This window comes from Sphingomonas echinoides ATCC 14820 (assembly GCF_000241465.1).
Lineage (GTDB): Bacteria > Pseudomonadota > Alphaproteobacteria > Sphingomonadales > Sphingomonadaceae > Sphingomonas > Sphingomonas echinoides.
In genome coordinates this window covers 2,482,014-2,504,776 of the sequence record NZ_JH584235.1, presented here as the reverse complement: position 1 = coordinate 2,504,776, position 22,763 = coordinate 2,482,014, and the positions used below count along the sequence as shown (strand labels likewise).

Sequence of the window (22,763 nt, the reverse complement as noted above, 5' to 3'; positions counted from 1 at the left end):
ATTCGGTGCCGGGCGGGTTGGGATCGCGATCGCTGACCGAAGCGAACAGCATGACCGCCATGAAACAGGCGGTCGCTCCAACCACCAGGGCGAGAAACCAGGTGTCCGACAGCATCGCGCTCTCCCGTTCTTAATGACCCAACGCACGATCTACAGCGCGGAAGCTGCGCTTTCCTTGATTGCCGTCAAATCCTGAAGGGCATTGCCGATGCACGCTGCCGCCACCATGCACCGCTATTTTCCCGATCTGGCCGCGCGCACGGTCCCGCGCTACACCAGCTATCCGACCGCAGCCGCGTTCGCGCCGCTGCCCGATGTGCATGGGGCGGCCCTCGCCAGCGTGGCTGTCGAGACGCCGGTTTCGCTCTATCTGCACATCCCCTATTGCCACGAAATCTGCTGGTATTGCGGCTGCAACACCGGGGCGCTTGGCCGTCCCGAGCGGATGGACAGCTATCTCGCCGCGCTTGAGCAGGAAATCGCGCGCGTCGGCCGCACGCTCCGCGCCCCGGTCGGGTCTTTGCATTTCGGCGGCGGCAGCCCCAACGCGATGGCACCGAGCGCCTTTCTTGCGCTCAGCGCCACCTTGCGGCGGCATTTTGCGATCGCGGACGACGCCGAATGGGCGGTCGAAATCGACCCCCGGCATTTTTCAGAAGAGACCGCGCAGAGCTATGCCGCAGCCGGAGTCTCCCGCCTCAGCATCGGCGCGCAGACCTTTTCGCCGCACGTTCAGGCCAAGATCGGGCGGTTGCAGCCCTGGCGTCAGATTGCCCAGGCGATGGCCGATGCCCGCCGTGCCGGGATTACGCGCTTCAATCTCGATTTGATGTATGGCCTGCCCGACCAGACGCTCGACGATATTGCGGCAACGATCGCTGCTGCCTTGTTGTTAGCGCCCGATCGGGTGGCGATGTTCGGTTATGCGCATATGCCGCAGCTGCTGCCGCGCCAGCGCCGGATCGATGATTCGCTCCTGCCCGATGCCGAGGCGCGTTTCTGGCAAAGCGCGTTGGCGCATGATCTGCTGGTCGAAGCGGGATTTGAATCGATCGGTTTCGATCATTTCGCGCGCCCTGAGGATACGCTTGCCCGCGCCGCGCACGAGGGCACGCTACGCCGTAATTTCCAGGGCTTCACCGATGATCGCGCGACCACGTTGATTGGCCTTGGCGCATCCGCGATCAGCCAGTTTGACGGGTTTTTCCTGCAAAATGAGAAGCATGTCGGCAGCTACCGCGTCGGTGCCACCAACGGATTATTGATGGGGACGCGCGGTTTGCTGCGCACGCCGGAGGACCGCATGCGCGGCGCGCTGATCGAGCGGCTGCTCTGCACCGGTCGGGTCGATGTTGCCGAGGTCGCCACCGAACACCGCCAAAGCAGCCACGCCGTGATTGGGGATATTGACCGCCTGCTCGCGTTCGCTGACCTGGGTCTGGTCGAGCGGCGGGGAACCGCCGTGACGATCAACCCGGTGGGCCGCCCCTATGCGCGGCTGATCGCCTCGGTGTTCGACACAGCCCTCCAAGCGCGCGAAGGGCGTTTCAGCAAGGCGGTTTGACCGGTCCGTAAAGCTACGCATTGTTCGGGAATCGTGATCGCCCGATCCTGGCCCCTCTCAATCCGAGGAGCCGATCGATGAAAAGCATCCTACTGCTGGTACACGATGATTCCGGGCAAGAAGGCCGCCTGCAAGTGGCGCTCGACTTGGCCCGCGGGCTGCGCGGCCATCTCACCTGTCTCGACGTGTCGATCGCGCCCGAGGTGATGGACGATTACGTATCGCTGGGTGGTGCCGCCCTGCTGATGGAGGACGAGCGCGCGGCCGAAGCCCGCAACCGCAAACGGATCGAGCCGCGCCTGGCGCATGAGGACGTGCCCTGGGATTGGATCGATGTCGCCGGTAATCTCGGCGATCAAGTCGTGCGGGCAGCGCGGCTTAGCGATCTCATCGTGGTCAGCGCAAAACTCCCGAGTTTTGCAACGCATGACATGGCGAATTTGCCCGGCGAACTGCTGATCCGCACCAACCGGCCCATCCTCGCCGTGCCTGAAAGCGCTATCGGCCTCAATCTCACCGGCACGGCGGTGGTGGCATGGGATGGCTCGCCCGAAGCGGAAGCCGCACTCCGCGCCGCCGTCCCGCTGCTGCAGCTCGCCACATCGGTGACGTTGCTCGAGATTGACGACGGCTCCGTTGCGCTGCCCGCAAGCGACGCTGCCACTTACCTTTCGCGGCATGGCGTCAAACCGGTGATCAGCACGCTGTCTGCAGGCGGCAATAGCGCAAGCACGGTGATCCTGAAGGAAATCGGCAATCAGGCCGCCGACTATCTGGTGATGGGCGGGTTTGGCCATGCGCGCCTGACCGAGGCCTTGTTTGGCGGGGTTACGCGGCGGCTGCTCGAGGATTGCCCGGTACCGATTCTGCTGGCGCATTGACCAACAAAAACCCCCGGGTCGCAGCGGCGGCCCGGGGGTTTTTGGTGAGCGGTTTAGAGACGGAAGCCCAAGCCCACGCCGAACACCAATGGATCGATGTCGATCCGCGCGGTGTTGATTGCGCCGCCGGTGTTGAGCCGCGCGGTGGTCTTCATCCCGATATATTTTACGTCGAGGTTCAAGAACACTTTCTTGGTGATGTCGATATCGGTGCCGGCCTGCAAGGCGTAGCCGACACTGTCGTTCATGTGGACGCTGGTCGGCCCGATCGCCTTGACCAATTCATCACTCGCCTTGGTCGAATAATAGATCGTGTAGTTGATGCCAGCGCCGACATAGGGACGGATCTTGGCATCGGGCAGGAAGTGATATTGCAGCGTCAGCGTCGGCGGCAACACCCAGGTCTTGGCCAGCGTCGGAACGGCCGACAGGGTGCCGCGGCCCTGCGCTTTATGTTCGGTCGTCGCGAGAATCAGCTCGGCACCGATATGCTTGGTCGCCATGTAGGTGAAGTCGATTTCGGGCATCACCGAATCCGACACGCCGACCTTGCTGCCCGGAAAAGCTGGGGTCACGGCGCTGCTGCGTTCATTCGGTGCAACGACGATGGCGCGCACGCGCACCAGGACATCCCCCTTTTCAGCATAAGCGGGCGACGCAACGATCGCCGCCGAAACAGCTGCGAGCGCCAAAAATCTATATGTGCGCATAGGGTCCTCCGTGTTTAAGTTCTATGGCTGAGTATGACCAAGGCACGCCTGCGGATTTGATCCGGCGCAAAACAGGGGCCTAGGTGAATTCACGGATGGGACGGGCGACGCGTGGACGGCAAAGACACGGATATGGCGATAGGCGACACGGTAGACCCAGAGACGCTCGCGCTCTTCGTCGAGGGTGCGACCGACCGCGCCATGTTCGTGCTCGATCCCGAGGGACGAATCCGGTCATGGAATGCGGGGGCCGAAATCCTGTTCGGCTACCGACCCGACGCCGTGATCGGCGAACGCGGCGACAAACTGTACAGTGTGCAGGATCGCGCGGCGGCAAAGCCAGAGTCCGACATGGCGAAGGTGCGCGCGCGCGGACGCCTGCGCGAAAACACCTGGCGGGTGCGCCAGGACGGCTCCGAATTCTTCGCAGACGTCGCGATCACCGCGATCCACAGCGCCAATGGGACGCTGCGCGGATTCGGGCAGATGATCTATGACATTACCGGTCGCCAGGCAGCGGCGGCCGCGTTGGCGCGCAGCGAACTGCACCTGCGCTCGATCCTTGCCACCGTCCCCGATGCGATGATCGTCATCGACGAGCGCGGCGTCATCCTGTCGTTCAGCAGCGCCGCCGAGCGGCTGTTCGGCTATAGCGAAGCCGAAGTCGTGGGTGCGAACGTTGATATCCTGATGCCGCCCTCGGATGCCGCGCGTCATGACCGCTATATCGCCCATTATCGCGAAACGGGTGAGCGCCGCATCATCGGCATTGGCCGCATCGTCGTCGGACAGCGGCGCGACGGTACCGAATTTCCGATGAAGCTGTCGGTCGGCGAGGCGAATAGCGATGGACATCGCATCTTTACCGGCTTCATCCACGACCTGACCGAGCAGCAGCACGCCGAATTGCGGTTGAAAGAGCTGCAATCGGAACTGATTCACGTATCGCGGCTGAGCGCGATGGGGACGATGGCCTCCACCTTGGCGCATGAACTGAACCAACCACTGACCGCGATCGCCAATTATCTGGAAGCCGGTCGCGAATTGCTCGACGCCGACAGCGCGGAGGCGACCGCGCTGCTGCGCGAAGCGATTGAGGAATCGACCAGCGAGGCGCTGCGCGCCGGCAAGATCGTCCGTCGCCTGCGCGATTTCGTTGCGCGTGGTGAGGTGGAGCGGCGAGTCGAGGATCTGCCGCGCTTGATCGACGAGGCGAGCCGCCTGGCCCTGATCGGGGCACGCGAGCGCGGCGTGCGCGCCTTTTTCGAACTGACGCCGGATATTCCGACGGTTACCGTCGACCGTGTCCAGATTCAGCAAGTTCTGGTGAACCTGATCCGCAACGCGATCGACGCGGTGGCCGGACAGGAGGTCCGCGACATCACGATTGCCACGCGGGCGCTGGATCCCGCCATGGTTGAAATTTCGGTTGCCGACACGGGGCCGGGGCTCGCCCCGGACATCGCCGCGCGCTTGTTCCAGGCGTTTGCGACAACCAAGCCCGCCGGTATGGGGCTGGGCTTGTCGATCTGCCGCACGATCGTGGAGGCGCACCGCGGGCACATCCGCGCAGAGCCGCGCCCGACCGGCGGAACGGTCTTTCGATTCACCCTTCCAGTAGAGGAGTTTGCGGCATGAGCGACCAGCGCTTGATCCATGTCGTCGACGACGATGATTCGGTGCGGCGCTCGGCGGGGTTCTTGCTGCGAACCTCAGGTTATGCAGTCCGCTTGCACACCTCTGGCGTCGCATTTCTGCGCGAGATCAAGACCGCTGAGCCGGGGTGCGTCTTGCTCGACGTGCGCATGCCGGAAATCGACGGGCTGGCGGTGCAGGAGGAATTGGTCGCACGCGGCATCACCATGCCCGTTATCATCCTCACCGGCCATGCCGATGTCTCGATCGCGGTGCAGGCGATGAAAACGGGGGCGGTCGACTTCATCGAAAAGCCGTTCGAAAAGGCGGTGTTGCTGTCGGCGATCGAGCGCGCCTTTGCGCGGCTCGCGCATGCCGATGCGGCTGCGCGATCGAGCGAGGCCGCGAAACTGTGGGTCGCCCGGCTCACGCCGCGCGAGCAGGAGGTGCTGGAGCGCCTCGCCCAAGGCTTGCCCAACAAAACGATTGCCTATGATCTGGGCATTTCGCCGCGCACGGTCGAAGTGCACCGCGCCAATGTGATGACCAAGCTGGAAGTCCATGCGCTGTCGGATGCGCTGCGCATCGCCTTTGCCGCCGGGCTCGGGGAGCAAGCCTAGGATGTCTACGTAAAGACAGCCGTCCCTGCGATCGGCATCCCTAGACGCTGATGGCATGGGAGAGCGGTCCAATGGACGAAGACAACGCGGTCGACACCGGGCCGCGTCCGCAACTGCTGCTGGTAGAGGATGATGAAGGCGTGCGGCGTTCGCTGCATCTGCTGCTGCACTGGCGCGGTTTCGACGTACGCTCTTATGCAAGCGCGGGCGCTCTGCTCGAAGAAACCGACGTCTCGACGGCGAAATGGCTGGTCACCGACTATCGGCTGCCCGATGGCGACGGCATCGGCGTGCTGCGATCCATGCTGCGCCGCGATTGGCATGGCCGATCGATTCTGATCACGGCCTATCCAGACCCGACGCTGCGCGCGGTCGCCAGCATGAACGGATTTCACGCGGTGCTCGATAAGCCAATCCGCCAGCATGAGTTGATCGCCGCGCTGGCGTAACCGACCTCCTTTGCGATCAAAGCTCGGTAGAGCGCCCCTTCCCCAGCCAAAATCCTGTGCGGCGGCGCATCCGAATGCGGTGCTCAAACGTAGGGAAGGTTGAGAATGCGTAACGTGGGTGTCTTCCCGGATCGGAACAGCCGTCGTAGCGTTGTTCCCGGGCCGGACGCTCCCGCCCGCCGCCGCAAAGGTCCCATTTGTCCAGCACTGCCCACATTGCCGCGATCGGCACCGCCGTTCCGGCGCAGGATATCCATGCGGCGTTCATCGAATGGGCGCGCGCGCGCTTGCCCGACGGCCGGGCGGTGCGCATCTTCGACCGGATGGCTGGGCGCGCCGCGATTGCGCATCGCTGGTCGGTCCTGCCCTTGGGTGCGCAGGGCGGATCCCCGGTCGACCCGGATGGTTTTTATGCCAAGTCGGTCCTGCCCGGCACGGCGGAGCGGATGCGGCTCTATGCGCAGGCCGCCCCCGAGCTGAGCATCGCCGCGATCGAGGCGCTGCGCGCGCAAGTCGCGCTGGAGGGTATTACGCATCTGGTCGTGGCGAGTTGTACCGGCTTCATCGCGCCGGGCATCGATCAGATCATCGCGGCGCGGATCGGCCTGGCCCCTTCGGTCGAACGGCTGCTGGTCGGTTTTATGGGGTGCTATGCGGCGGTCGCCGCGCTCCGCAGCGCGCGCCATATCGTGCGATCTGATGCAGATGCGCGGGTGCTGGTGGTGTGTGTCGAATTGTCGACGCTGCATCTACAGGACAATCCCGCGCTCGAGCCGCTGCTCGCCATGCTGCAATTCGGCGATGGTGCCGCAGCCGCGCTCGTCACCGCCGAGCCCGCCGGATTTGCGCTCGACCACCCCTTTGCGACCACGCTGCCCGATTCGGCCGCGTTGATCCGCTGGGATATCACCGATCAGGGTTTTGCCATGCATTTGTCGGGCGAAGTCCCTGCGCGCATCGCCGCAGGCCTAAGCGACCCCGTCTTCGCCGCCGCCGCGACCGGCGGACGCCCGCGGCTGGAGATCGATGGATGGGCGGTCCATGCCGGCGGCCGGTCGATTCTCGACGCGGTCGAACACAGCCTGGGTCTACCAGCGGATGCGCTGGACGCGTCTCGCGCGGTGCTGTCGGAGTATGGCAATATGTCCTCCGCCACCTTGATGTTCGTGCTGGCGCGGATGCTCGACGGGCCGCCGGTGACCAACGGGGTCGCGCTGGCTTTCGGCCCGGGATTGGCGGCCGAGGGTTTCGGCTTTCGGAGCGTCGCATGAGCCTGCGCGAACGCGCCATCGCCGAGGAGCTGATGGACGCCGACGACCTCTCGCCCGAAACCTATGCGGCGGTGGTCGGCGATCTCGCCAAGGTCAACGTGGTGACGATGGCGGCGCGCCCGACGCTGGATTTCCTGCGCCGCGCGACGGTTGGGCGGCGCAGCTTCAAGCTGCTCGATGTCGGCTTTGGCGATGGCGATATGTTGCGGCGAATCGCGCATTGGGCGGCGCGGCGCGGCATTGCTGCCGAACTGGTCGGCGTCGATCTCAATCCGCGCAGCGCGCTCGCCGCGACCGCGCATCCGCCGACCGAGCTGCCGATTCGCTATAGCACCGGCGATTATGCCGATCTGGCCGGCGAAGACTGGGACTTTGTCATCTCCAGCCTGGTCGCGCATCATATGACGCACGATCAACTGATCGCGTTCCTGCGCTTCATGGAGCGCGAAAGCGCGGTGGGATGGCTGATCAACGACCTCCATCGCCACGGCTTTGCGCATTTCGGATTTCCGATCCTGGCGCGGTTGGCGCGGTGGCACCCGATCGTGCGGCATGACGGCACTTTGTCGATCGCCCGCTCCTACCGGCCTGCGGAATGGCCCCCGATTCTGGCGGAGGCGGGCGTCACCGCCAAGGTCTACCGCGCTTTCCCGTTTCGGTTATGCGTCGAACACCTGCGCTGATCATCGGCGGCGGCCCTGCGGGGGCGAGCGCTGCGATCGTGCTGGCACGCGCGCGCGCGCCGCATCTGTTGGTCGAGCGCAGCCGCGAGACGGGCGACGCGATTTGCGGCGGCTTTCTGAGCTGGCGCACGCTGGAATCCTTGCAAGCGCTCGGCGTAGCCCCGGCCGCACTCGGCCCGGCGCGGATCACCACGGTGCGGTTGATCGCGGGCGACACCGTGGTGGAAACGCCGCTGCGCCGCGCGGCGCACGGCGTCTCGCGGCGCTTGCTTGATACCGTGCTGCTGCAGCGTGCGATCGACGCGGGTGCGGCGGTGGAGCGCGGTGTAACGGTGCGCGCGCTCGAGGGCCTCACCGCGCGGCTTGACGATGGTACCGACCTGGCCGGCGATGCGCTGTTCCTCGCCAGCGGCAAGCACGACGTGCGCGGCAACGCCCGCCCGGCCGAAGCGCGCGGGCGCGACCCGGTCCTGGGGCTCCGCATTCGCCTTGCACCGACGTCCGGCCTCGATCGACGGATCGGCGATGCGATCGAACTGCACCTGTTCGATCGCGGCTATGTCGGGATCGTCCGGCAGGAAGACGGCAGCGCCAATGTCTGCCTGGCGGTGCATCGCTCGGCGATGCTGGAAGCAGGCTCGCCCGCCGCCTTGCTTGACCAGCTGGCGCGCGACCATCCCCGGTTGGGCGAGCGCCTCGCCTATCGCAGCGATAGCTTGCCGATCGATGCGATCGCCAACGTGCCCTATGGCTGGCGCGCGACGCGGGGGGTGACCGGTCTGTTTCGGCTTGGCGACCAGGCCGGGGTCATCCCGTCGCTGGCGGGCGAAGGCATGGGCATCGCCATCTCCAGCGGAATCCGGGCGGGGCATGCCTATCTCACTGGCGGGCCGGAGGGCGCACCACGCTTCCAGACGCGCTTCGCCAGCGCCATCGCCCGGCCGATCCGGCTGGCCGGAGCGGTGCGCAACGCAGCCGAATGGCCAGCGCTAACGGCAGCGCTCCTGCCTATGCTCGGGCGCTTCCCTGGTATCATCGATACGATTGCCGCATTCACGCGGATCGGGCATTCCCGACTTGACCGCGCCCCCGCGCCACAGGATCATTAGCGCCATGGAACATTTTACCCTGTCCGAAACCGAATGGCGCAAAAAGCTGAGCCCGGAGGCGTATCACGTCCTGCGCGAGGCCGGGACCGAGCGCGCTTTTTCCGGGCGCTATAACAACAACAAGGCCGACGGCGTCTATCGCTGCGGCGGCTGCGCGCAGCCCTTGTTCGATTCGGCCGACAAATATGATTCAGGGTCGGGCTGGCCAAGCTTCACCCAGCCGATCTCGCCCGAATACGTCACCGAACATACCGATCGCACGCACGGCATGACTCGAACCGAAGCGCGCTGCGCGCGCTGCGACGGGCATCTCGGCCATGTTTTCCCGGACGGTCCGCCTCCGACGGGACTGCGCTATTGCATGAATTCGCTTAGCCTCGATTTTCGCGCCCGGGGGAGTTCTGATAGCGATGAGTCGCATGGCTGATTGCAGCGGCGACGGCTTGCCGGAATGACCGGCGAAGCCTAACGCTGCAGCACTCAATGGCCCGCTCTTCCTCCCCCGCCCCCCGCCTCAAGCGCGCGCCTCTGTGGCGTCGGCGTCTGGTCCTGCTTGCCCAACTTGGCGGCGGTCTGGCGTTGCTCGCCCTCATCGCGCTGATCGTGACGGTCTATGTGTCCGAGGGGCAGCTGCCGAGCTTCGACGAGCTGAAATCGTCCCCCAATGGCCAGATGATTCGCGTCCACGCCGCCGACGGCACGGTGATCGTGTCGATGGGCCCGAGCTATGGCGAGTGGCTGCCCTATGACCGCATCCCTGCCGTGATGCGCGACGCGATGGTGTCGGTAGAGGACCGCCGCTTCCGTTCGCACCCGGGGGTCGATCCGATCGGGATGGTGCGCTCGGTCCAGGTCCGGATCGAACGGGGGCGCTGGATGCAGGGTGGGTCGACCATCACGCAGCAGCTCGCGCGCAATATCTTCCTCAATTCCAGCAAGAAATTCGGTCGAAAGGTCCGCGAGGGCATTCTCGCGCTCGCGCTGGAGCGCAAGTTCAGCAAGGATCAGGTGCTCGAACTGTATCTCAACAAGGTCTATTTCGGTGGCGGTGCGTACGGCATCGACGCCGCTTCGCGCAAATTCTTCGGGCACGGTGCCGACCATCTGAGCCTGACCGAAGCGGCGGTGATCGCCGGGCTGGTCAAGGCCCCGTCCAATTACTCGCCGACCGCCGACATTGATGCCGCGCGCGGCCGCGCCGGCGTCGTGCTCAAGCTGATGCAGCAAACGGGAGCGATCACTGCGGCCCAAGCCGCCGACGCGCAGGTTAGCCAGATCGCGTTCGTGCCAGAGGCGCGGCAGAACAGCGTGCGCTACTTCACCGATTGGGCGTTGCCGCAACTGGAACTTCTGATCGACGAGACGCAGCGCCCGCTGGAAGTGTGGACGACGCTCGACCTCACTATGCAGCGCGCCGCCGATGCCGCGATCCGCGAAAATGCCCCCAAGGGCGCGCAAGGCGCGCTGGTGGCGATGGACCGCGATGGTGCCGTCCGCGCCATGGTCGGCGGCACCGACTATGTCACCTCCAACTATAACCGCGCGACGCAGGCGCAGCGCCAGCCGGGTTCGGCGTTCAAGCTGTTCGTCTATCTCGCCGCGCTCGAGGCCGGGCATAAGCCCGAGGACCAGGTGGTCGACGAGCCTGTGACGATCGACGGCTGGAGCCCGCGCAACGATTCGCGGCACAATAGTGGGGCGATGTCGCTCCGCACCGCCTTCGCCTATTCGGTCAACACCGTCGCCGCCAAGCTCGGGCAGGAAATCGGCTTCAGCACCATTGCCGATATGGCGCGTCGCTTTGGCATTACCACCAAGGTCAACACCCACCCTTCCATGGTGCTGGGCTCTTCCGAAGTGCGCGTGATCGACATGACGCGCGCCTTTGCCAGTGTCGGGAATAAGGGCGTGGCGGTGACCCCGTACGGGATCACCAAGGTGACCGCGTCGGGCGAGACGATCTACGCCCAGTCGGTCGACACCAGCCATGTGCTGGTGGCTCCCTATGTCGCCGCGGAAATGACCGATCTGTTGCAGACCACCGTCAACACCGGCACCGGCAAAGCGGCGCAGATCGGCCGTCCGGTTGCAGGCAAGACCGGCACCACCACATCCAACAAGGATGGCTGGTTCCTGGGCTTCTCCAGCGGCCTCACCACGGGCGTATGGATGGGCCGCGACGATGCCAAGCCGATCGCCGGTCTGCACGGCGGCACCGCCCCCGCGCGCGCCTTTGCCGCCTTCATGAAGGTGGCGGTCGCCAACCGCCCGGTCGAGCAGTTCGACACCAAAGTGACGCTCCCCGAATTCGAGCTCGAGCCCGACCAGGAATCCTATTTCGGCGAAGCCGATAATGGCTTGTTCGTCGATGCCGATGGCAATCCGGTCGATCCCGGTCAGGCTCCGCCCGCCCAGCAGGGTCAGCGCGTCGATGCCGATGGCAACCCGATCGAAACGCGCCCGCCGCCGCAATCCGACACGCCGCCGGTGGAAAAGAAGAAGGGCGATGGCGACAAGCTCGACCAAGCCTGGCTTGATCGTGTTCTAGGTCGCGACGGCCCGCGCCCGGCCCCGAGCCCGACGCGCGCGCCCGCTGACCGTCAGGATTCGCGCCCGACCCAGTGAATCGCGGCACCGTTCCCGCGCAGCCAGCGGCGCGAGTCGTCGGGATCGCGTTCGTCGAGCAGCGCCAGCACACGGTAGAAATGCGCGCTGTGGTTCATGTGCAAGCGGTGCGCGACTTCATGCGCGACGGTGGAGCGGCGCACGAAATCGGGCATCAGGATCAACCGCCAGCTGTAGCGGATCGTGCCGCTCGACGCGCAACTGCCCCAGCGCGTCTTGGGGTCGCCAATCGCGACCTTGGTCACGCTGACCCCGGCGCGCGCGGCGAATTCCGCCGTTTCGTCGCTCAACACGCGCAGCGCCTCGCGCTTCAACCACAAACCCACGCGTCGTGACAGGCCATCGCGCGTGCCCCCGCAGCGCAGGATGCTACCGTCGCGCTCGACTCGGCGCGGCGCGGCTTCATCCCACAGGATCGTCAACTGGCCGTCTCCGAAGGGAATGCGCGCGCCGGGTTCGAAGGGGAGCGCCTGCGGCAAGCGCGCACGCTGCGCCGCAATCCACGCCGCTTTCCCTTCCGCCCAGGCCAAAGCGGGCTTCAGCGGTGCCCGCGGCGGTAGGACCAGCCGTACACGGCCCGTTGCCGAATCCACCGATAGCCGTGCCCGCCGCGCCCGCGCGTTGCGCACGACCTCGAGCGGTGCGCTCACAATTCGCGATCGACCAGATGGAATTCCAGCTCGCCGGCATCGTCCTCCGACACCGTCCAGCCGCGCACCGACTGCCCGGCGCGGTGCACCGCCTCGCGATCCCCACAGACCAGGTAATGCCAGTCATAAAGCGGTTCATCCGCCGCGCGCAGCCGGTACGCGCACGTCGCGGGCAGCCAGTCGATCGTTCGCACATTCGATCGGCTGAGCCGCACGCACTCGCTGACATAGGCATGGCGATGCTTGTAATTGGAACATAAGGCCGTTTCGCGATCGAGCAGCCGACACGAGACGTTGGTCGGCAACAGCTCGCCGGTTTCCTCATCTTCCAGCTTGTGGACGCAGCATTTGCCGCACCCATCACACAGCGCCTCCCACTGCCCGCGATCGAGCGTGTCGATCGGCTCTTCCCAGAAACGGCTAGTCATTGGCGTGGCTCATCGTACCCATCGGTCGAGTTCGGTCGCGACGTCCTGCGGCGTCTTGTCCTGCGGCAGCAAGGCGACGGGCTTACCCGCCGGATCCATAAGATAGGCAAGCCGCGCGTGCGCCACCAGATAGCCGCCCTCGGCATTGGGCTTTTCCGCTTCGAAATACGCGCCATATTCCTTGGCGACCGCCGCGATCGCCTGTGGACTGCCCGTCAGGCCAACCATGCGCGGGTGGAAGGCGGATACAAATGCCTTCAACACGGCGGGGGTATCCCGCTTGGGGTCGACGGTGACGAAGATCGGTACCACCTTTGCCCCGCGCTTGGCGTCCTTGCCCTCAAACACGCGCAAGCCCGCGCCAATCGTCTGCATATCGGTCGGACACACATCGGGGCAAAAGGTGTAGCCAAAATACATAATGCGATAGCGCCCGGCGAAATCGCGATCGGTGCGCACCCGGCCATCCTGGTCGGTCAGTGTGAACGGACCGCCGAGCGCAACGCCGTCCAGCGGTGCACGCGCCGGTGTGGCGGGCCCGCTACAGGCGACCGGTAAAACAGCAAGAAACAGCGCGGAAAGCGCACGGGCGATCTGGTTCATAGCGCGACTAGCCATGATCTGTTAGGTCATCGGGCGCAAGCTTTGCTCCAAACCGCTCGTGTCTCTCGACCATGCCAGGACGTTTTCGATGACCCTCCGCACCGCCTCCATCGCCCTTGCGTTGCTCGCCACCGCCCCCCTCGCCATCACCGCCGGTCCTGCGGCCGCGCAGCTCGGCCAGTCGCCCGGCTATAAATTTCTGCAGGCGATCAAGGATGGGAAGAATGACGAGGTCATCGGCTTTCTCGACAAGCCCGGGGCGACAGTGGTCAACACCCGCGATGTGGATTCGGGGGAAGGCGCGATCCACATCGTCGTGCGGCGCGGCGACATGCCGTATTTGAATTATCTCCTGTCAAAAGGGGCCGATGCCAATCTGAAAGATCGTCGCGGGGAATCCGGCATCCTGCTGGCGGCGCGCCTCGGGCGGCTGGAAATGATTCAGGTGCTCGCAAAGAGTGGCGGCAACATCAACCTCGCCAACGCCAGCGGCGAGACGGCGCTGATCGTCGCGGTGCAGCGGCGCGACGCAACGATGGTGCGCGCGCTTCTCGATCTAGGGGCCGATCCCGACCAGACCGATCGGCTGCAGGGATTTTCGGCGCGCGACTATGCGCATCAGGATAAGCGCGGATCGGCAATTACAACGATGATCGACGCCACGCCCAAAAAGGAACGCCGCGGCGTCTCCGGGCCCAAGCTGTAACGCTTCACCCCAAACCGACATCGGCCTCCGGGTCGATCAACCCGATCAAGCGGCGCCCGGCGCGCCGCCCAAAGGCGAGCGTCGCCCGTTTCCGCGTGGCAGCGGACAATGGCACGCTATGCGCTTCGCGCACGATCGCCGCATCATAGCGATCCGCCACGATGATCCCGGTGCGTTCGGGCAAAAAGGCCATTCCGTGGAGCGGGGTAGCATCGAATCCGTGCGGAACCGCCCAATAAAAGCGATCGCAGCAATCAAGATAGTCGGTCCATTTGGCGTCGCCGAGCAGATCCGCGCGGGACACCTTCACCTCCACGATCACGATTTGACCGCGCGCATCGATCGCCATCAAATCGGCGCGGCGATTGCCGTCGAGCGGGACTTCGGCCAACGCGACCAGATCGTGGCGCAACAGCATGCGCACCGTACCGCGCACGACGTGGGCGGCGCAGAACGGCATATCCAGCGGGCTTGATACCGGAAGCGCGGAGTCGGGGGACGACGATAGCATCCCCCGACTTTAGAACATTAGGCGAACACGTCAAACAGGACGTGCTGGTTCACCGGAAAAAGACGTGGTTCCCGATCGCGGCAACCTGTTCGCGATGCCAGCCTGCGGCGACACCGCGCGCATGGAAATACATCGCGCCCGACGCCGGGCTGTCCCAGACATCGGCGAGGGCGACGCGAGCGACCGCAAGCGCGGTGCGATATTGCTTGTTCTGCGAGACGGTTGGAACCCGACCACCGCGTACGAACGAAAATTGACCGGGCTGCTTCACAACCGAACACACCGTCTTGGGGAAGCGACCCGACTTGGAGCGGTTGAGAATGACTTCGGCGACGGCAAGCTGGCCACTGAGCGGCTCGCCTTTGGCTTCGAAATAAATCGCGCCGGCCATGCACTGCAATTCTTCATCGATCGTGTCGGGAATGGCCTGGGCGGCGACCGCAGCGTCCAGCGTGCCATAGGCCACGCTGTCATCGTCTTGCTCGTCATCGGCCTTGGCGTCGGGAAGCGAAGGCGCATTCGTTACCGTCGTCGCGACGGCTGGATTCAAAACGGGCTGTGGAACGGAAGGCTGAGACTGGGCGTTGATGACACGACCAAGGTCTTGAGCGAAGCCCGGAGTGCCGAGACCGATGAGAGCGGTTATGGCCAAAGAGAACGCCGCGAGGCTTGCGACGCGATTCGAAAACGACATGAACACTACAAAAATGCGGTTGGTGCGCGGACAGGGTCGACCCGATTGTCACCCCGCCGGACAGCCCCCCGACTGCGTAACCTGGTCGGATCGCACCCGACACGGCACAACGCACGTGGCTAATACCCCGACTTCTAGGGGGATATCGAATATGGTCAACCGGAGGCGATCGTTTCTGCGGCGAATCGTTCCGCCGACGGGATGTCCAGTTCAACCACCCACAAATCCGGGTCGCGGTCGCGGCGCCTGCGCCAATACGCCTCGCGCGCTATCGCATCGGTGGGATCGGCTGGCCCGGTCTCGACCAAAATCACCTTGCCGAGCAGATCAAGCGCGCGCTCCATCACTTTGGAAGTTCCATTATTTTCATTTAATAACAATAGGATAGCTCCAGATTGCGCATCGCCGCGGGCACGCACCATCCCCATCCCGCCGGAATCGTTCACGCGCTTCAACAAGGCCGATACCAGGATACCGGAAGGCAGCGTGCCCATCATTCGGTGCGGTAGCCGGGCAACCCTGCCAAGGCGATGCGCGATCGCATGAACGTTCCGGTGCCGCGCGCCGCTTCCTCGCCCTCAGCGTCGATCAACCGCGCTTCGGCGACGAACACCCGGCGTTGCCCGGATATCCAGCGCCCCTCGGCCGTCACCGGCCCTTCGCGCAGGGGTTTGGTCAGCAGCAGATTGAACGCGGTGGTGAGCAAAAAACGATCGGTCAAAAGGCTGTTCGCCGCGTAAAAAGCGGCATCGTCGAGCATCTTGAAATAGCTCGTCCCGTGCGCGGCCCCGCCTGCGTGAAAATACCGCTGATCGATCGTGAAATGGATCCGGGCAAGGCCGGGCTCGGGGATGACCAGAGTCGATTCAAACAACCGGTTGATCGGCGCCGCCGCATATAGCGCCTCCAACGCCCGAAAATGCGCGGCTTGCCCGGATGGACCGGGAGCGCTCTCAGGCTGCGTCACGGACCTGCTCTGCGGTCAACAGAGCGACCAGCGCATCGCGCGACCCCGCACCGCGCAGCTTTTCGACCAGCAACTGATCACGCAACGCGCGCGACACGCGTGCCAACGCCTTGAGATGAGTCGCGCCCGCATCGGGCGGCGATACCAGCATGAACACGACGTCGACCGGAAGATCATCAACCGCGTCAAAGTCGAGCGGATGCGCCAAGCGGGCAAACACCCCGCGCACCTGCGTCAAACCCGGCACCTTGCCATGCGGGATCGCCACACCACCGCCAAACGCCGTCGATCCCAGTTTTTCGCGCGTCGCCACCGCGTCTTGCACGACCCCGGCATCCAGGCCGTAGACGGCCGCCGCCGCCGCCGCGAGTTGATGGAACAACGCCTTGCGGGTTCCCACGCTCACGCGCTCAAGCACCGCGTCGGGCACCAGAATATCGTGCAGGTCGGTCATTACGATCCTCATGCCCGCGTGACGGCGGGGTCTTGTGGCAGGCCCATAGCGCCGATCCTGCAACCGCGAAAGCGCGAGCATGCCACTAGGACATGCTCGCATAGCAACCGCGATCAGGCCTGGCGCTGGGGTTCGACCCACCCGATCGTGCCATCGCCGCGGCGATAGACCATATTATAGGTGCCAGAGCCGCTGTTGCGGAACAGCAAGGCGGTGGTGTTGCGCAAATCGAGCATCATCACCGCGTCCGACACCGACGCCTCCGGCACGTCGACACGTGTCTCCGCGACGATCAGCGGATAGTCCTCGACCTCCTCCTCGGCGGTGCTTTCCTGGAAAACGGTGTAGCCGGCATTATCGGCGGCACCCCCTGCATCCATCACCACGGCCGTGACGGACCCGCCATTGCGGTCTTTCAGACGTCGCATGTAACGGCGCAATTGTTTTTCGATCTTGCTCGCGGCACCTTCGAAAGCGGCGTGCGCCTCGGATGCGTCGCCGCGGCCTTTCAGGATAAGGCCTTGCATGACGTGGGCGATGATATCGCAGGTGAAGCGATTATCGTGCGGCCCCTTGCCGAAGGTGACCTGCGCCGAGATGGCGCGCGCGAAATATTTGGTGGCGATGGCTTGGAGCCGGTCGTCGACATGGGTCTTGAGGGCCGCGCCCGTCTCGACCTGATGGCCGGAAACCCGAATATCCATGAACCTTCTCCTTCAATAGGCTGGCGTCGTTGTGACGATCGTCAGCTGGCAGTTGACACCGTCCGGGTGCCACGGCCCCCCAAATCACATTGTGTGGTCGCTCCCCCACAAAGGATTGACCACGGTCTTCAAGAACGCTGCGTGCCGGGCACGGTCTGCGTCACTCACCGCAAACACGCGTGGCGCTCGCACCACGGTTGGCGCAACCGGGGCCATGACCTCGCTTTCTTCGACGGCTTCGCTGACCAGCACCAGTCCGATCTGCCGCCCCCCGGTCAGCTCGACATACACCTGCGCCAGCAGTTGCGCGTCGAGCAAAGCCCCGTGCAAGGTGCGGTGGCTGCGATCGATGCCGTAGCGGCTGCACAGGGCATCCAGGCTGTGCTTTGCACCCGGATGGCGCATTCTCGCCATCGCGACGGTATCGACCATCCGCTCCATTGCGACGGTGGTGCGCCCGCAGCGCTTCAACTCGCCGTTGAGAAAGCCGAAATCGAAGCTGGCATTGTGCGCGACGAGCGGGCTGTCCCCGATAAAGTCGAGCAGATCGTCGACCAGATGCGGAAACAGCGGCTTGTCCGCCAGGAAGGCGTCGCTCAGGCCGTGGACGCGTTGCGCCTCGGGCGGCATGGACCGCTCCGGGTGAAAATACGCGTGGAAGGTGCGACCGGTCTCGACGCGGTTGACCATCTCGAGGCAACCGATCTCCACCATGCGATCGCCATCGGCAAAACTGAAGCCGGTGGTTTCTGTGTCGAAGACGATTTCACGCATAGGATCATTATAGTGGGACGTCGCGGGTCGCTAAGCAAGCGATGATGGCATGGACCGCACGCCGCGTATCCTCATGCGATCCGCCGGTCGGCACGACAAAATCGGCCCGTGCGACTTTCTCGGCGTCGGGCAGTTGCCGCGCATGAATGGAATCGAGCTTTTCCACGGACATACCGGGCCGCGCCAGCACGCGCGCGCGCTGAATCGGCGCGGGCGCGGACACCACGACGACGACATCCACCCGCGTTTCGCCGCCGGTTTCGAACAATAACGGAATGTCGAAGACCACCATTGGCGCATCGGCATGGCGAACGAGAAAGGCAGCGCGCTCCTCGCCCACCGCCGGATGCACGATCGCCTCGAGTCGCGCGAAGGCGGCGGGATCGTTCAGCACCATCGGCCCAAGCCGCGTGCGGTCGACACCGTCGGGACCGGTCGACCCTGGAAACGCCGCCTCGATCGCGTCGACCAGCCGCCCGCCTTTGCCTTGCAGCCGGTGCACGGCGGCATCGGCATCGAACACCGGAATACCCGCCTCGGCAAACATCGCCGCCACGGTGGATTTGCCCATCCCGATCGACCCGGTCAGGCCAATCGTAATCATGCCGTCAAAAGCGCCCGTAGCTGGTCATCGCTGGCCTCGTCGCGCGGTGGCGTCACGCCGAAGAACAATTCGAACGCCAGCGCCGCCTGCGCGATCAGCATGTCCAGACCGTCGACCGTCTCCAGTTCCCGCGCCCGCGCCGCTGCCAGCAACGGCGTTTCGAGCGGGGCATAGACCACGTCATAGACCAGCGCGTCGTCGGGCAGGGGTCCGAGATCAAGATCGAGCGACGCTTGACCGACCATGCCGAGCGCGCTTGCATTGACCAGCAGCGCCGCCGGCGGCAGCGTCGCGTCGAGCGGCAGCGCCTTGCCTTTCAATCCGAAGGACGACAGCAAGGCCGCCGCCTTCAGCACATTGCGGTTGAGGATCGTCACCGGTCCGACGCCGAGCCGCGACAATGCGAACAGCACCGCCCGCGCTGCCCCGCCCGCCCCGATCACCACCACCGGCGCACCGGCAAGGTTGAGTTCGGCGATCGGCGCGTAAAAGCCGGCCGCGTCGGTGTTGGTGCAAGCGAGCGTACCGTCCTCGGTACGAAAAACGGTATTAGCCGCGCCAATCGACCCGCGCACGCCCCCCGGATCGGCGATATGATCGAACACGGCTTCCTTATGGGGAAGGGTGACGTTGCATCCGCGCCAGTTCGGATCGGTCGCGCGTTCGGCGAAATACCCGCCCAACCCCGCCGCGGTCACCTGCTGGGCCGCGTATTTCGCCTCGAGCCCGAGCGCTTCGATCCAGAAGCCATGGATCAGCGGCGATTTGGAATGGTTGATCGGATCCCCGATCACTTCGGCGAACATCATGACGTCATCACCCCGCGTACCCGCAGATAATCCAGCACCGGAAGCAACGGCAGACCGAGCACGGTGAACTGGCTGCCTTCGATCCGGCTGAACAATTGCGCGCCGGGACCCTCGATCCGATAGCAGCCGACGCACCACGCGATTTCGGGCCATTCGAGATCGAGATACGATTCGATGAACGCGTCCGATAGCGGGCGGACATGCATCCGCGCACGATCGACGACTCGCCACACCGGGCGTCCGCCCTCGGCCATCACCGCCGCGCTGACCAGTTCGTGGCGCTTGCCCGAGAGCCTGCGCAAATGCTCGGCCGCCTCGGCTCGGTCGCGCGGCTTGTCGAGCATCGAGCCGTCTTCGAGCGCGACAACCGAATCGCAGCCCAGTACCAGCGCCTGGCCATCCCCCGAGGACACTTTGATCGCCTTCAGCTCCGCCAGCGCATCGGCCATGTCGCGCGCGCCAAAGCCGTCAGCGAGGAGGGCCGCTTTGGCGGAATCCTCGTCGACCCCGGCAGAGACCGCCTCGAACGGCACGCCCGCTGCGGCCAACATCGCGCGTCGCGGTGCGCTTTGCGACGCCAGCACAACTCTCATGCGTCGCCCCGGACATCGCCGCGGCGTTCGCCGACCAATGCAATGATCGCCGCCGCCGTTTCCTCGATCGAGCGCCGGGTTACGTCGATCACCGGCCAGCCATTGTCGGCGAACATCCGGCGCGCAAACGCCACTTCGCGCGTGACCGCTTCCTGATCGACATAAGCCGTCTCGACCTTCTGGTTGAGCGACAGCAACCGGTTGCGCCGCACCTGAATAAGCCGGTCAGCGCTGGTGGTCAGCCCAACCACAATCGGATTTTTCAACGTGTACAGGCTTGCGGGTGGCGGGCTTTCGAGCACGATCGGGATATTGGCGGTCTTGAACCCGCGATTGGCGAGATAGATCGACGTGGGCGTCTTTGACGACCGCGACACACCGGCCAAGACGATGTCGGCCTCTTCCCAATCTTCTGCGAGTATCCCGTCATCATGCGCGATGGTGAACTGAATCGCATCGACCCGGGCGAAATAGGCGGCATCCAGCACGTGCTGGCGCCCCGGTCGCGCTTTGGCCGCTTGTCCGAGCAGGCCCGACAACGCACCTGTCACCCCGTCCAGCGGTGCCACCGCCGGGAGCCCCAGCGCACGGCAGCGTGTCTCGAGCGTCCGCCGCGTTTCGCTATTCACCAGCGTGAACAGCACCAGCCCCGGATTTTGCGAAATTTCCTGAAGGATGCGCTCGAGATGTGCCTCGGTCCGCACCATTGGCCAGAAGTGGCGGATCGTTTCGACATCGTCATATTGCGCAAGCGCCGCTTTCGCGATGTTCTCGAGCGTCTCGCCCGTCGAATCCGACAGCAAATGGAGATGCAGGCGCATCAAAAAGGCCGGGTGGGCGATGCTGTGGACAACATGGGGAGAAGCGCTAGCGCAACTTCGCGGTCCAGCAAAGCGTCATCCCTTTGGTGGATAACCCGCCGCTTATCCACATGCGTGCGCACAAGCGACGATTCGGCTAACAGGCTGTGGATAATGGGGACAGATCGAACGACTCACGCCAGAGTCGGCCTTGCTCAAAGGCCAGCCTGTTGGCTTTTCGGGGATGACCGCATAAGCCCCGTTATCGACGTGCCTACAACCACTTCATCCTTTCAAGATTCTAGAATCTTATAGAAGAGGGTAAGACGATTCCGACGATGAAGAAGCCGCTGCTCGCCACGCTCCTGGGTGAACGTCAGCCCACCCCGCCGGTCTGGCTGATGCGCCAGGCAGGCCGATATCTCCCGGAATATCGGGCGCTCCGGGCAGAAAAGGGCGGGTTCCTCGCGCTGGTGAACGATAGCCCCGCTGCGGCAGAGGTCACGATTCAACCGATCCGTCGGTTCGGCTTTGATGGCGCGATTCTGTTTTCGGACATTTTGATGGTGCCATCGGCGCTGGGTCAGGATCTCACCTTTGGGGTGGGCGAAGGCCCCGCACTGACACCACCGCTGCTCGACCATGCACTGCAAGGCCTGCAGGCAGCCCCTCAGCGGCTTGAACCGGTTTACGAGACCGTGCGTCAGGTCACGGCGGCGCTACCCGCCCAGACCACCTTCCTGGGCTTTGCGGGAAGCCCATGGACCGTTGCCACTTATATGGTTGCCGGACACGGGAGCCGCGACCAGGGCGAAACGCGGCGTTTCGCTTATGGCGATCCTGCGGCATTCGAAGAGATCATCGCGGCGATCGCGACCTGCACCATCGATTATCTGTCGAAGCAGATTGAGGCCGGCGTCGAGGCCGTACAATTGTTCGACAGTTGGGCGGGCAGCCTCAGCCCGGCGCAATTCGAACGCTGGGTGATTGCGCCCAATGCTGCCATCGTCAGCGCGTTGCACGATCGTCATCCGGGTGTACCGGTGATCGGCTTTCCGAAGGGGGCGGGGGAGAAACTCCCAGCCTATGTCCGGGAAACCGGGGTCGATGCGGTCGGGCTCGATGAGACCATCGATCCCGAATGGGCCGCGGCAAGCCTGCCTAAGGATCTGCCCGTGCAAGGCAATCTCGATCCATTGGTGCTGATCGCGGGGGGCGCGGCGATGGAACAGGCCGCCGCACGCATCCTTGCAGCCTTTGCCGATCGGCCCCATGTCTTCAATCTTGGGCACGGCATTTTGCAGGATACGCCGATTGCCCATGTCGAGCAGTTGCTCGCCTTTGTTCGGAGCGCTGGATGATTGGAATGCTCGGCAACGCCTATCTGTGGGTCAAGGCGGCGCATGTCATCTTCGTCGTGTTCTGGATGGCGGGCCTGTTCATGCTGCCGCGCTATCTCGTCTATCATCAGGAAGCGTTGGCCAGCGGCGGCATTGCGTCGCCCGAGGCTGCGTTATGGATCGATCGCGAGCGCAAGATCCGCACGATCATCCTTACCCCGTCGATGACCGTGGTGTGGATCCTCGGGCTGACGCTTGCCGCCAATGCCGGTCTGTTTTCCGGGCAACACGGGCTTGGCTGGCTGCATTTGAAGCTGGCGCTGGTTCTGATCCTCAGCGGCTATCATGGTTGGGCAGTGGGCTATGCCCGCAAACTCGCGGCCGGCAAGCCGACGCTGACCGGGCGGCAATTGCGCCTGATCAACGAGGTGCCTGCGGTTCTGGTCACCTTCATCGTGATACTGGCGATCGTACAGCCGTTCTGAGGCACCACGTCGCGCCTTGACGGGCGCGACCCGGCCTCGTATCTCTCCTGCGTGTCGCAATGCGGCGGGTCCACCCGTTCGGTCGCGGCCTCCT

28 protein-coding genes are annotated in these 22,763 nt (G+C 64.5%); 13 read left to right on the top strand and 15 right to left on the bottom strand.

Going from position 1 to position 22,763, the window contains the following annotated elements:
• Nucleotides 1-226: 226 nt before the first annotated feature.
• Together hemN and ON00_RS11775 are read left to right on the top strand one after the other, a co-directional pair.
• Nucleotides 227-1,564, top strand: a complete 1,338-nt coding sequence (gene hemN, locus ON00_RS11780; protein WP_010405985.1) for an oxygen-independent coproporphyrinogen III oxidase — start codon at nt 227-229, stop codon at nt 1,562-1,564.
• 77 nt (nt 1,565-1,641) lie between these two features.
• Complete coding sequence (locus ON00_RS11775; protein WP_010405984.1) at nt 1,642-2,445, top strand: universal stress protein; 804 nt, start codon at nt 1,642-1,644, stop codon at nt 2,443-2,445.
• A 53-nt stretch (nt 2,446-2,498) separates the two neighbouring features.
• Here ON00_RS11775 and ON00_RS11770 read toward each other — a convergent pair whose 3' ends face one another.
• A complete protein-coding gene (locus ON00_RS11770; protein WP_010405982.1) occupies nt 2,499-3,155 on the bottom strand; it encodes an OmpW/AlkL family protein in 657 nt (218 codons plus the stop codon).
• A 132-nt stretch (nt 3,156-3,287) separates the two neighbouring features.
• Between ON00_RS11770 and ON00_RS11765 the strand changes: the two genes are divergently transcribed.
• The 8 genes from ON00_RS11765 to ON00_RS11730 all read left to right on the top strand — a co-directional run bounded on the left by ON00_RS11765 (nt 3,288) and on the right by ON00_RS11730 (nt 11,547).
• On the top strand, nt 3,288-4,793 hold the full coding sequence (locus ON00_RS11765) for a PAS domain-containing sensor histidine kinase (RefSeq protein ID WP_010405981.1): 1,506 nt from the start codon (nt 3,288-3,290) through the stop codon (nt 4,791-4,793).
• Nucleotides 4,790-5,410, top strand: a complete 621-nt coding sequence (locus tag ON00_RS11760; RefSeq protein WP_010405980.1) for a response regulator transcription factor — start codon at nt 4,790-4,792, stop codon at nt 5,408-5,410. The genes ON00_RS11765 and ON00_RS11760 overlap by 4 nt, the downstream gene beginning before the upstream one ends.
• Before the next feature lie 71 nt (nt 5,411-5,481).
• Nucleotides 5,482-5,859: a response regulator gene (locus ON00_RS11755; protein ID WP_010405979.1), complete on the top strand. Its 378-nt coding sequence runs from the start codon at nt 5,482-5,484 to the stop codon at nt 5,857-5,859.
• 197 nt (nt 5,860-6,056) lie between these two features.
• The gene (locus tag ON00_RS11750) at nt 6,057-7,130 is read left to right on the top strand and encodes a type III polyketide synthase (RefSeq protein ID WP_010405978.1); all 1,074 of its coding nucleotides are present in this window, start codon (nt 6,057-6,059) and stop codon (nt 7,128-7,130) included.
• Complete coding sequence (locus tag ON00_RS11745; RefSeq protein WP_010405977.1) at nt 7,127-7,813, top strand: methyltransferase domain-containing protein; 687 nt, start codon at nt 7,127-7,129, stop codon at nt 7,811-7,813. The genes ON00_RS11750 and ON00_RS11745 overlap by 4 nt, the downstream gene beginning before the upstream one ends.
• A complete protein-coding gene (locus tag ON00_RS11740; RefSeq protein ID WP_010405976.1) occupies nt 7,792-8,922 on the top strand; it encodes an NAD(P)/FAD-dependent oxidoreductase in 1,131 nt (376 codons plus the stop codon). The genes ON00_RS11745 and ON00_RS11740 overlap by 22 nt, the downstream gene beginning before the upstream one ends.
• Before the next feature lie 4 nt (nt 8,923-8,926).
• On the top strand, nt 8,927-9,349 hold the full coding sequence (msrB, locus tag ON00_RS11735; protein WP_010405975.1) for a peptide-methionine (R)-S-oxide reductase MsrB: 423 nt from the start codon (nt 8,927-8,929) through the stop codon (nt 9,347-9,349).
• Between the two features lie 56 nt (nt 9,350-9,405).
• Nucleotides 9,406-11,547: a transglycosylase domain-containing protein gene (locus ON00_RS11730; RefSeq protein ID WP_083834100.1), complete on the top strand. Its 2,142-nt coding sequence runs from the start codon at nt 9,406-9,408 to the stop codon at nt 11,545-11,547.
• Here the strand turns inward: ON00_RS11730 and ON00_RS11725 are convergent.
• The 3 genes from ON00_RS11725 to ON00_RS11715 are packed head-to-tail and all read right to left on the bottom strand — an operon-like array spanning nt 11,523 to nt 13,243.
• Nucleotides 11,523-12,197 (bottom strand): M48 family metallopeptidase, encoded by a 675-nt coding sequence (locus tag ON00_RS11725; RefSeq protein WP_010405973.1) that lies wholly within the window; start codon nt 12,195-12,197, stop codon nt 11,523-11,525. The genes ON00_RS11730 and ON00_RS11725 overlap by 25 nt on opposite strands.
• Nucleotides 12,194-12,625, bottom strand: a complete 432-nt coding sequence (locus ON00_RS11720) for a YcgN family cysteine cluster protein (RefSeq protein ID WP_010405971.1) — start codon at nt 12,623-12,625, stop codon at nt 12,194-12,196. Before ON00_RS11720 ends, ON00_RS11725 begins: the two co-directional genes overlap by 4 nt.
• A gap of 9 nt (nt 12,626-12,634) precedes the next feature.
• Nucleotides 12,635-13,243: an SCO family protein gene (locus tag ON00_RS11715; protein ID WP_040601655.1), complete on the bottom strand. Its 609-nt coding sequence runs from the start codon at nt 13,241-13,243 to the stop codon at nt 12,635-12,637.
• Nucleotides 13,244-13,316: 73 nt separating this feature from the next.
• Between ON00_RS11715 and ON00_RS11710 the strand changes: the two genes are divergently transcribed.
• Nucleotides 13,317-13,934, top strand: a complete 618-nt coding sequence (locus ON00_RS11710; protein ID WP_010405969.1) for an ankyrin repeat domain-containing protein — start codon at nt 13,317-13,319, stop codon at nt 13,932-13,934.
• Nucleotides 13,935-13,938: 4 nt separating this feature from the next.
• Here ON00_RS11710 and ON00_RS11705 read toward each other — a convergent pair whose 3' ends face one another.
• The 11 genes from ON00_RS11705 to ON00_RS11655 all read right to left on the bottom strand — a co-directional run bounded on the left by ON00_RS11705 (nt 13,939) and on the right by ON00_RS11655 (nt 20,868).
• Nucleotides 13,939-14,394 (bottom strand): MmcB family DNA repair protein, encoded by a 456-nt coding sequence (locus tag ON00_RS11705; RefSeq protein ID WP_010405968.1) that lies wholly within the window; start codon nt 14,392-14,394, stop codon nt 13,939-13,941.
• 100 nt (nt 14,395-14,494) lie between these two features.
• Nucleotides 14,495-15,139 (bottom strand): cell wall hydrolase, encoded by a 645-nt coding sequence (locus ON00_RS11700; RefSeq protein ID WP_029622757.1) that lies wholly within the window; start codon nt 15,137-15,139, stop codon nt 14,495-14,497.
• Nucleotides 15,140-15,294: 155 nt separating this feature from the next.
• Complete coding sequence (locus ON00_RS11695; RefSeq protein WP_029622756.1) at nt 15,295-15,636, bottom strand: DUF1491 family protein; 342 nt, start codon at nt 15,634-15,636, stop codon at nt 15,295-15,297.
• A complete protein-coding gene (locus ON00_RS11690; protein WP_010405965.1) occupies nt 15,633-16,106 on the bottom strand; it encodes a PaaI family thioesterase in 474 nt (157 codons plus the stop codon). Before ON00_RS11690 ends, ON00_RS11695 begins: the two co-directional genes overlap by 4 nt.
• Entirely contained in the window at nt 16,093-16,560 is a 468-nt protein-coding gene (locus ON00_RS11685) for a PTS sugar transporter subunit IIA (protein ID WP_010405964.1), read from the bottom strand. The genes ON00_RS11690 and ON00_RS11685 overlap by 14 nt, the downstream gene beginning before the upstream one ends.
• 113 nt (nt 16,561-16,673) lie before the next feature.
• Nucleotides 16,674-17,264, bottom strand: coding sequence for a ribosome hibernation-promoting factor, HPF/YfiA family (gene hpf, locus ON00_RS11680; protein ID WP_010405963.1), 591 nt, complete (start codon nt 17,262-17,264; stop codon nt 16,674-16,676).
• A gap of 84 nt (nt 17,265-17,348) precedes the next feature.
• A complete protein-coding gene (dnaQ, locus tag ON00_RS11675; protein WP_010405961.1) occupies nt 17,349-18,038 on the bottom strand; it encodes a DNA polymerase III subunit epsilon in 690 nt (229 codons plus the stop codon).
• Between the two features lie 7 nt (nt 18,039-18,045).
• Nucleotides 18,046-18,642: a dephospho-CoA kinase gene (coaE, locus tag ON00_RS11670; RefSeq protein WP_010405960.1), complete on the bottom strand. Its 597-nt coding sequence runs from the start codon at nt 18,640-18,642 to the stop codon at nt 18,046-18,048.
• Nucleotides 18,639-19,451, bottom strand: coding sequence for a shikimate dehydrogenase family protein (locus ON00_RS11665; RefSeq protein WP_010405959.1), 813 nt, complete (start codon nt 19,449-19,451; stop codon nt 18,639-18,641). Before ON00_RS11665 ends, coaE begins: the two co-directional genes overlap by 4 nt.
• Nucleotides 19,448-20,044, bottom strand: coding sequence for a Maf family protein (locus ON00_RS11660; RefSeq protein ID WP_083834099.1), 597 nt, complete (start codon nt 20,042-20,044; stop codon nt 19,448-19,450). Before ON00_RS11660 ends, ON00_RS11665 begins: the two co-directional genes overlap by 4 nt.
• Nucleotides 20,041-20,868 (bottom strand): pyruvate, water dikinase regulatory protein, encoded by an 828-nt coding sequence (locus tag ON00_RS11655; protein WP_029622753.1) that lies wholly within the window; start codon nt 20,866-20,868, stop codon nt 20,041-20,043. The genes ON00_RS11660 and ON00_RS11655 overlap by 4 nt, the downstream gene beginning before the upstream one ends.
• 314 nt (nt 20,869-21,182) lie before the next feature.
• On the opposite strand from ON00_RS11655, the gene hemE reads away from it, so the two are divergent.
• Nucleotides 21,183-22,205, top strand: coding sequence for a uroporphyrinogen decarboxylase (gene hemE, locus ON00_RS11650; protein ID WP_010405955.1), 1,023 nt, complete (start codon nt 21,183-21,185; stop codon nt 22,203-22,205).
• Entirely contained in the window at nt 22,202-22,669 is a 468-nt protein-coding gene (locus ON00_RS11645; RefSeq protein ID WP_010405953.1) for a CopD family protein, read from the top strand. The genes hemE and ON00_RS11645 overlap by 4 nt, the downstream gene beginning before the upstream one ends.
• Nucleotides 22,670-22,763: the final 94 nt, after the last annotated feature.

Excerpts from the sequence above, each read along its gene's own strand:
- hemN (WP_010405985.1), top strand. The coding sequence starts at position 227 with ATGCACCGCTATTTTCCCGATCTGGCCGCGCGCACGGTCCCGCGCTAC.
- ON00_RS11775 (WP_010405984.1), top strand. The coding sequence starts at position 1,642 with ATGAAAAGCATCCTACTGCTGGTACACGATGATTCCGGGCAAGAAGGC.
- ON00_RS11770 (WP_010405982.1), bottom strand. The coding sequence starts at position 3,155 with ATGCGCACATATAGATTTTTGGCGCTCGCAGCTGTTTCGGCGGCGATC.
- ON00_RS11765 (WP_010405981.1), top strand. The coding sequence starts at position 3,288 with ATGGCGATAGGCGACACGGTAGACCCAGAGACGCTCGCGCTCTTCGTC.
- ON00_RS11760 (WP_010405980.1), top strand. The coding sequence starts at position 4,790 with ATGAGCGACCAGCGCTTGATCCATGTCGTCGACGACGATGATTCGGTG.
- ON00_RS11755 (WP_010405979.1), top strand. The coding sequence starts at position 5,482 with ATGGACGAAGACAACGCGGTCGACACCGGGCCGCGTCCGCAACTGCTG.
- ON00_RS11745 (WP_010405977.1), top strand. The coding sequence starts at position 7,127 with ATGAGCCTGCGCGAACGCGCCATCGCCGAGGAGCTGATGGACGCCGAC.
- ON00_RS11740 (WP_010405976.1), top strand. The coding sequence starts at position 7,792 with ATGCGTCGAACACCTGCGCTGATCATCGGCGGCGGCCCTGCGGGGGCG.
- msrB (WP_010405975.1), top strand. The coding sequence starts at position 8,927 with ATGGAACATTTTACCCTGTCCGAAACCGAATGGCGCAAAAAGCTGAGC.
- ON00_RS11730 (WP_083834100.1), top strand. The coding sequence starts at position 9,406 with ATGGCCCGCTCTTCCTCCCCCGCCCCCCGCCTCAAGCGCGCGCCTCTG.
- ON00_RS11720 (WP_010405971.1), bottom strand. The coding sequence starts at position 12,625 with ATGACTAGCCGTTTCTGGGAAGAGCCGATCGACACGCTCGATCGCGGG.
- ON00_RS11715 (WP_040601655.1), bottom strand. The coding sequence starts at position 13,243 with ATGGCTAGTCGCGCTATGAACCAGATCGCCCGTGCGCTTTCCGCGCTG.
- ON00_RS11710 (WP_010405969.1), top strand. The coding sequence starts at position 13,317 with ATGACCCTCCGCACCGCCTCCATCGCCCTTGCGTTGCTCGCCACCGCC.
- ON00_RS11705 (WP_010405968.1), bottom strand. The coding sequence starts at position 14,394 with ATGCCGTTCTGCGCCGCCCACGTCGTGCGCGGTACGGTGCGCATGCTG.
- ON00_RS11700 (WP_029622757.1), bottom strand. The coding sequence starts at position 15,139 with ATGTCGTTTTCGAATCGCGTCGCAAGCCTCGCGGCGTTCTCTTTGGCC.
- ON00_RS11695 (WP_029622756.1), bottom strand. The coding sequence starts at position 15,636 with ATGATGGGCACGCTGCCTTCCGGTATCCTGGTATCGGCCTTGTTGAAG.
- ON00_RS11685 (WP_010405964.1), bottom strand. The coding sequence starts at position 16,560 with ATGACCGACCTGCACGATATTCTGGTGCCCGACGCGGTGCTTGAGCGC.
- hpf (WP_010405963.1), bottom strand. The coding sequence starts at position 17,264 with ATGGATATTCGGGTTTCCGGCCATCAGGTCGAGACGGGCGCGGCCCTC.
- dnaQ (WP_010405961.1), bottom strand. The coding sequence starts at position 18,038 with ATGCGTGAAATCGTCTTCGACACAGAAACCACCGGCTTCAGTTTTGCC.
- coaE (WP_010405960.1), bottom strand. The coding sequence starts at position 18,642 with ATGATTACGATTGGCCTGACCGGGTCGATCGGGATGGGCAAATCCACC.
- ON00_RS11665 (WP_010405959.1), bottom strand. The coding sequence starts at position 19,451 with ATGATGTTCGCCGAAGTGATCGGGGATCCGATCAACCATTCCAAATCG.
- ON00_RS11660 (WP_083834099.1), bottom strand. The coding sequence starts at position 20,044 with ATGAGAGTTGTGCTGGCGTCGCAAAGCGCACCGCGACGCGCGATGTTG.
- hemE (WP_010405955.1), top strand. The coding sequence starts at position 21,183 with ATGAAGAAGCCGCTGCTCGCCACGCTCCTGGGTGAACGTCAGCCCACC.
- ON00_RS11645 (WP_010405953.1), top strand. The coding sequence starts at position 22,202 with ATGATTGGAATGCTCGGCAACGCCTATCTGTGGGTCAAGGCGGCGCAT.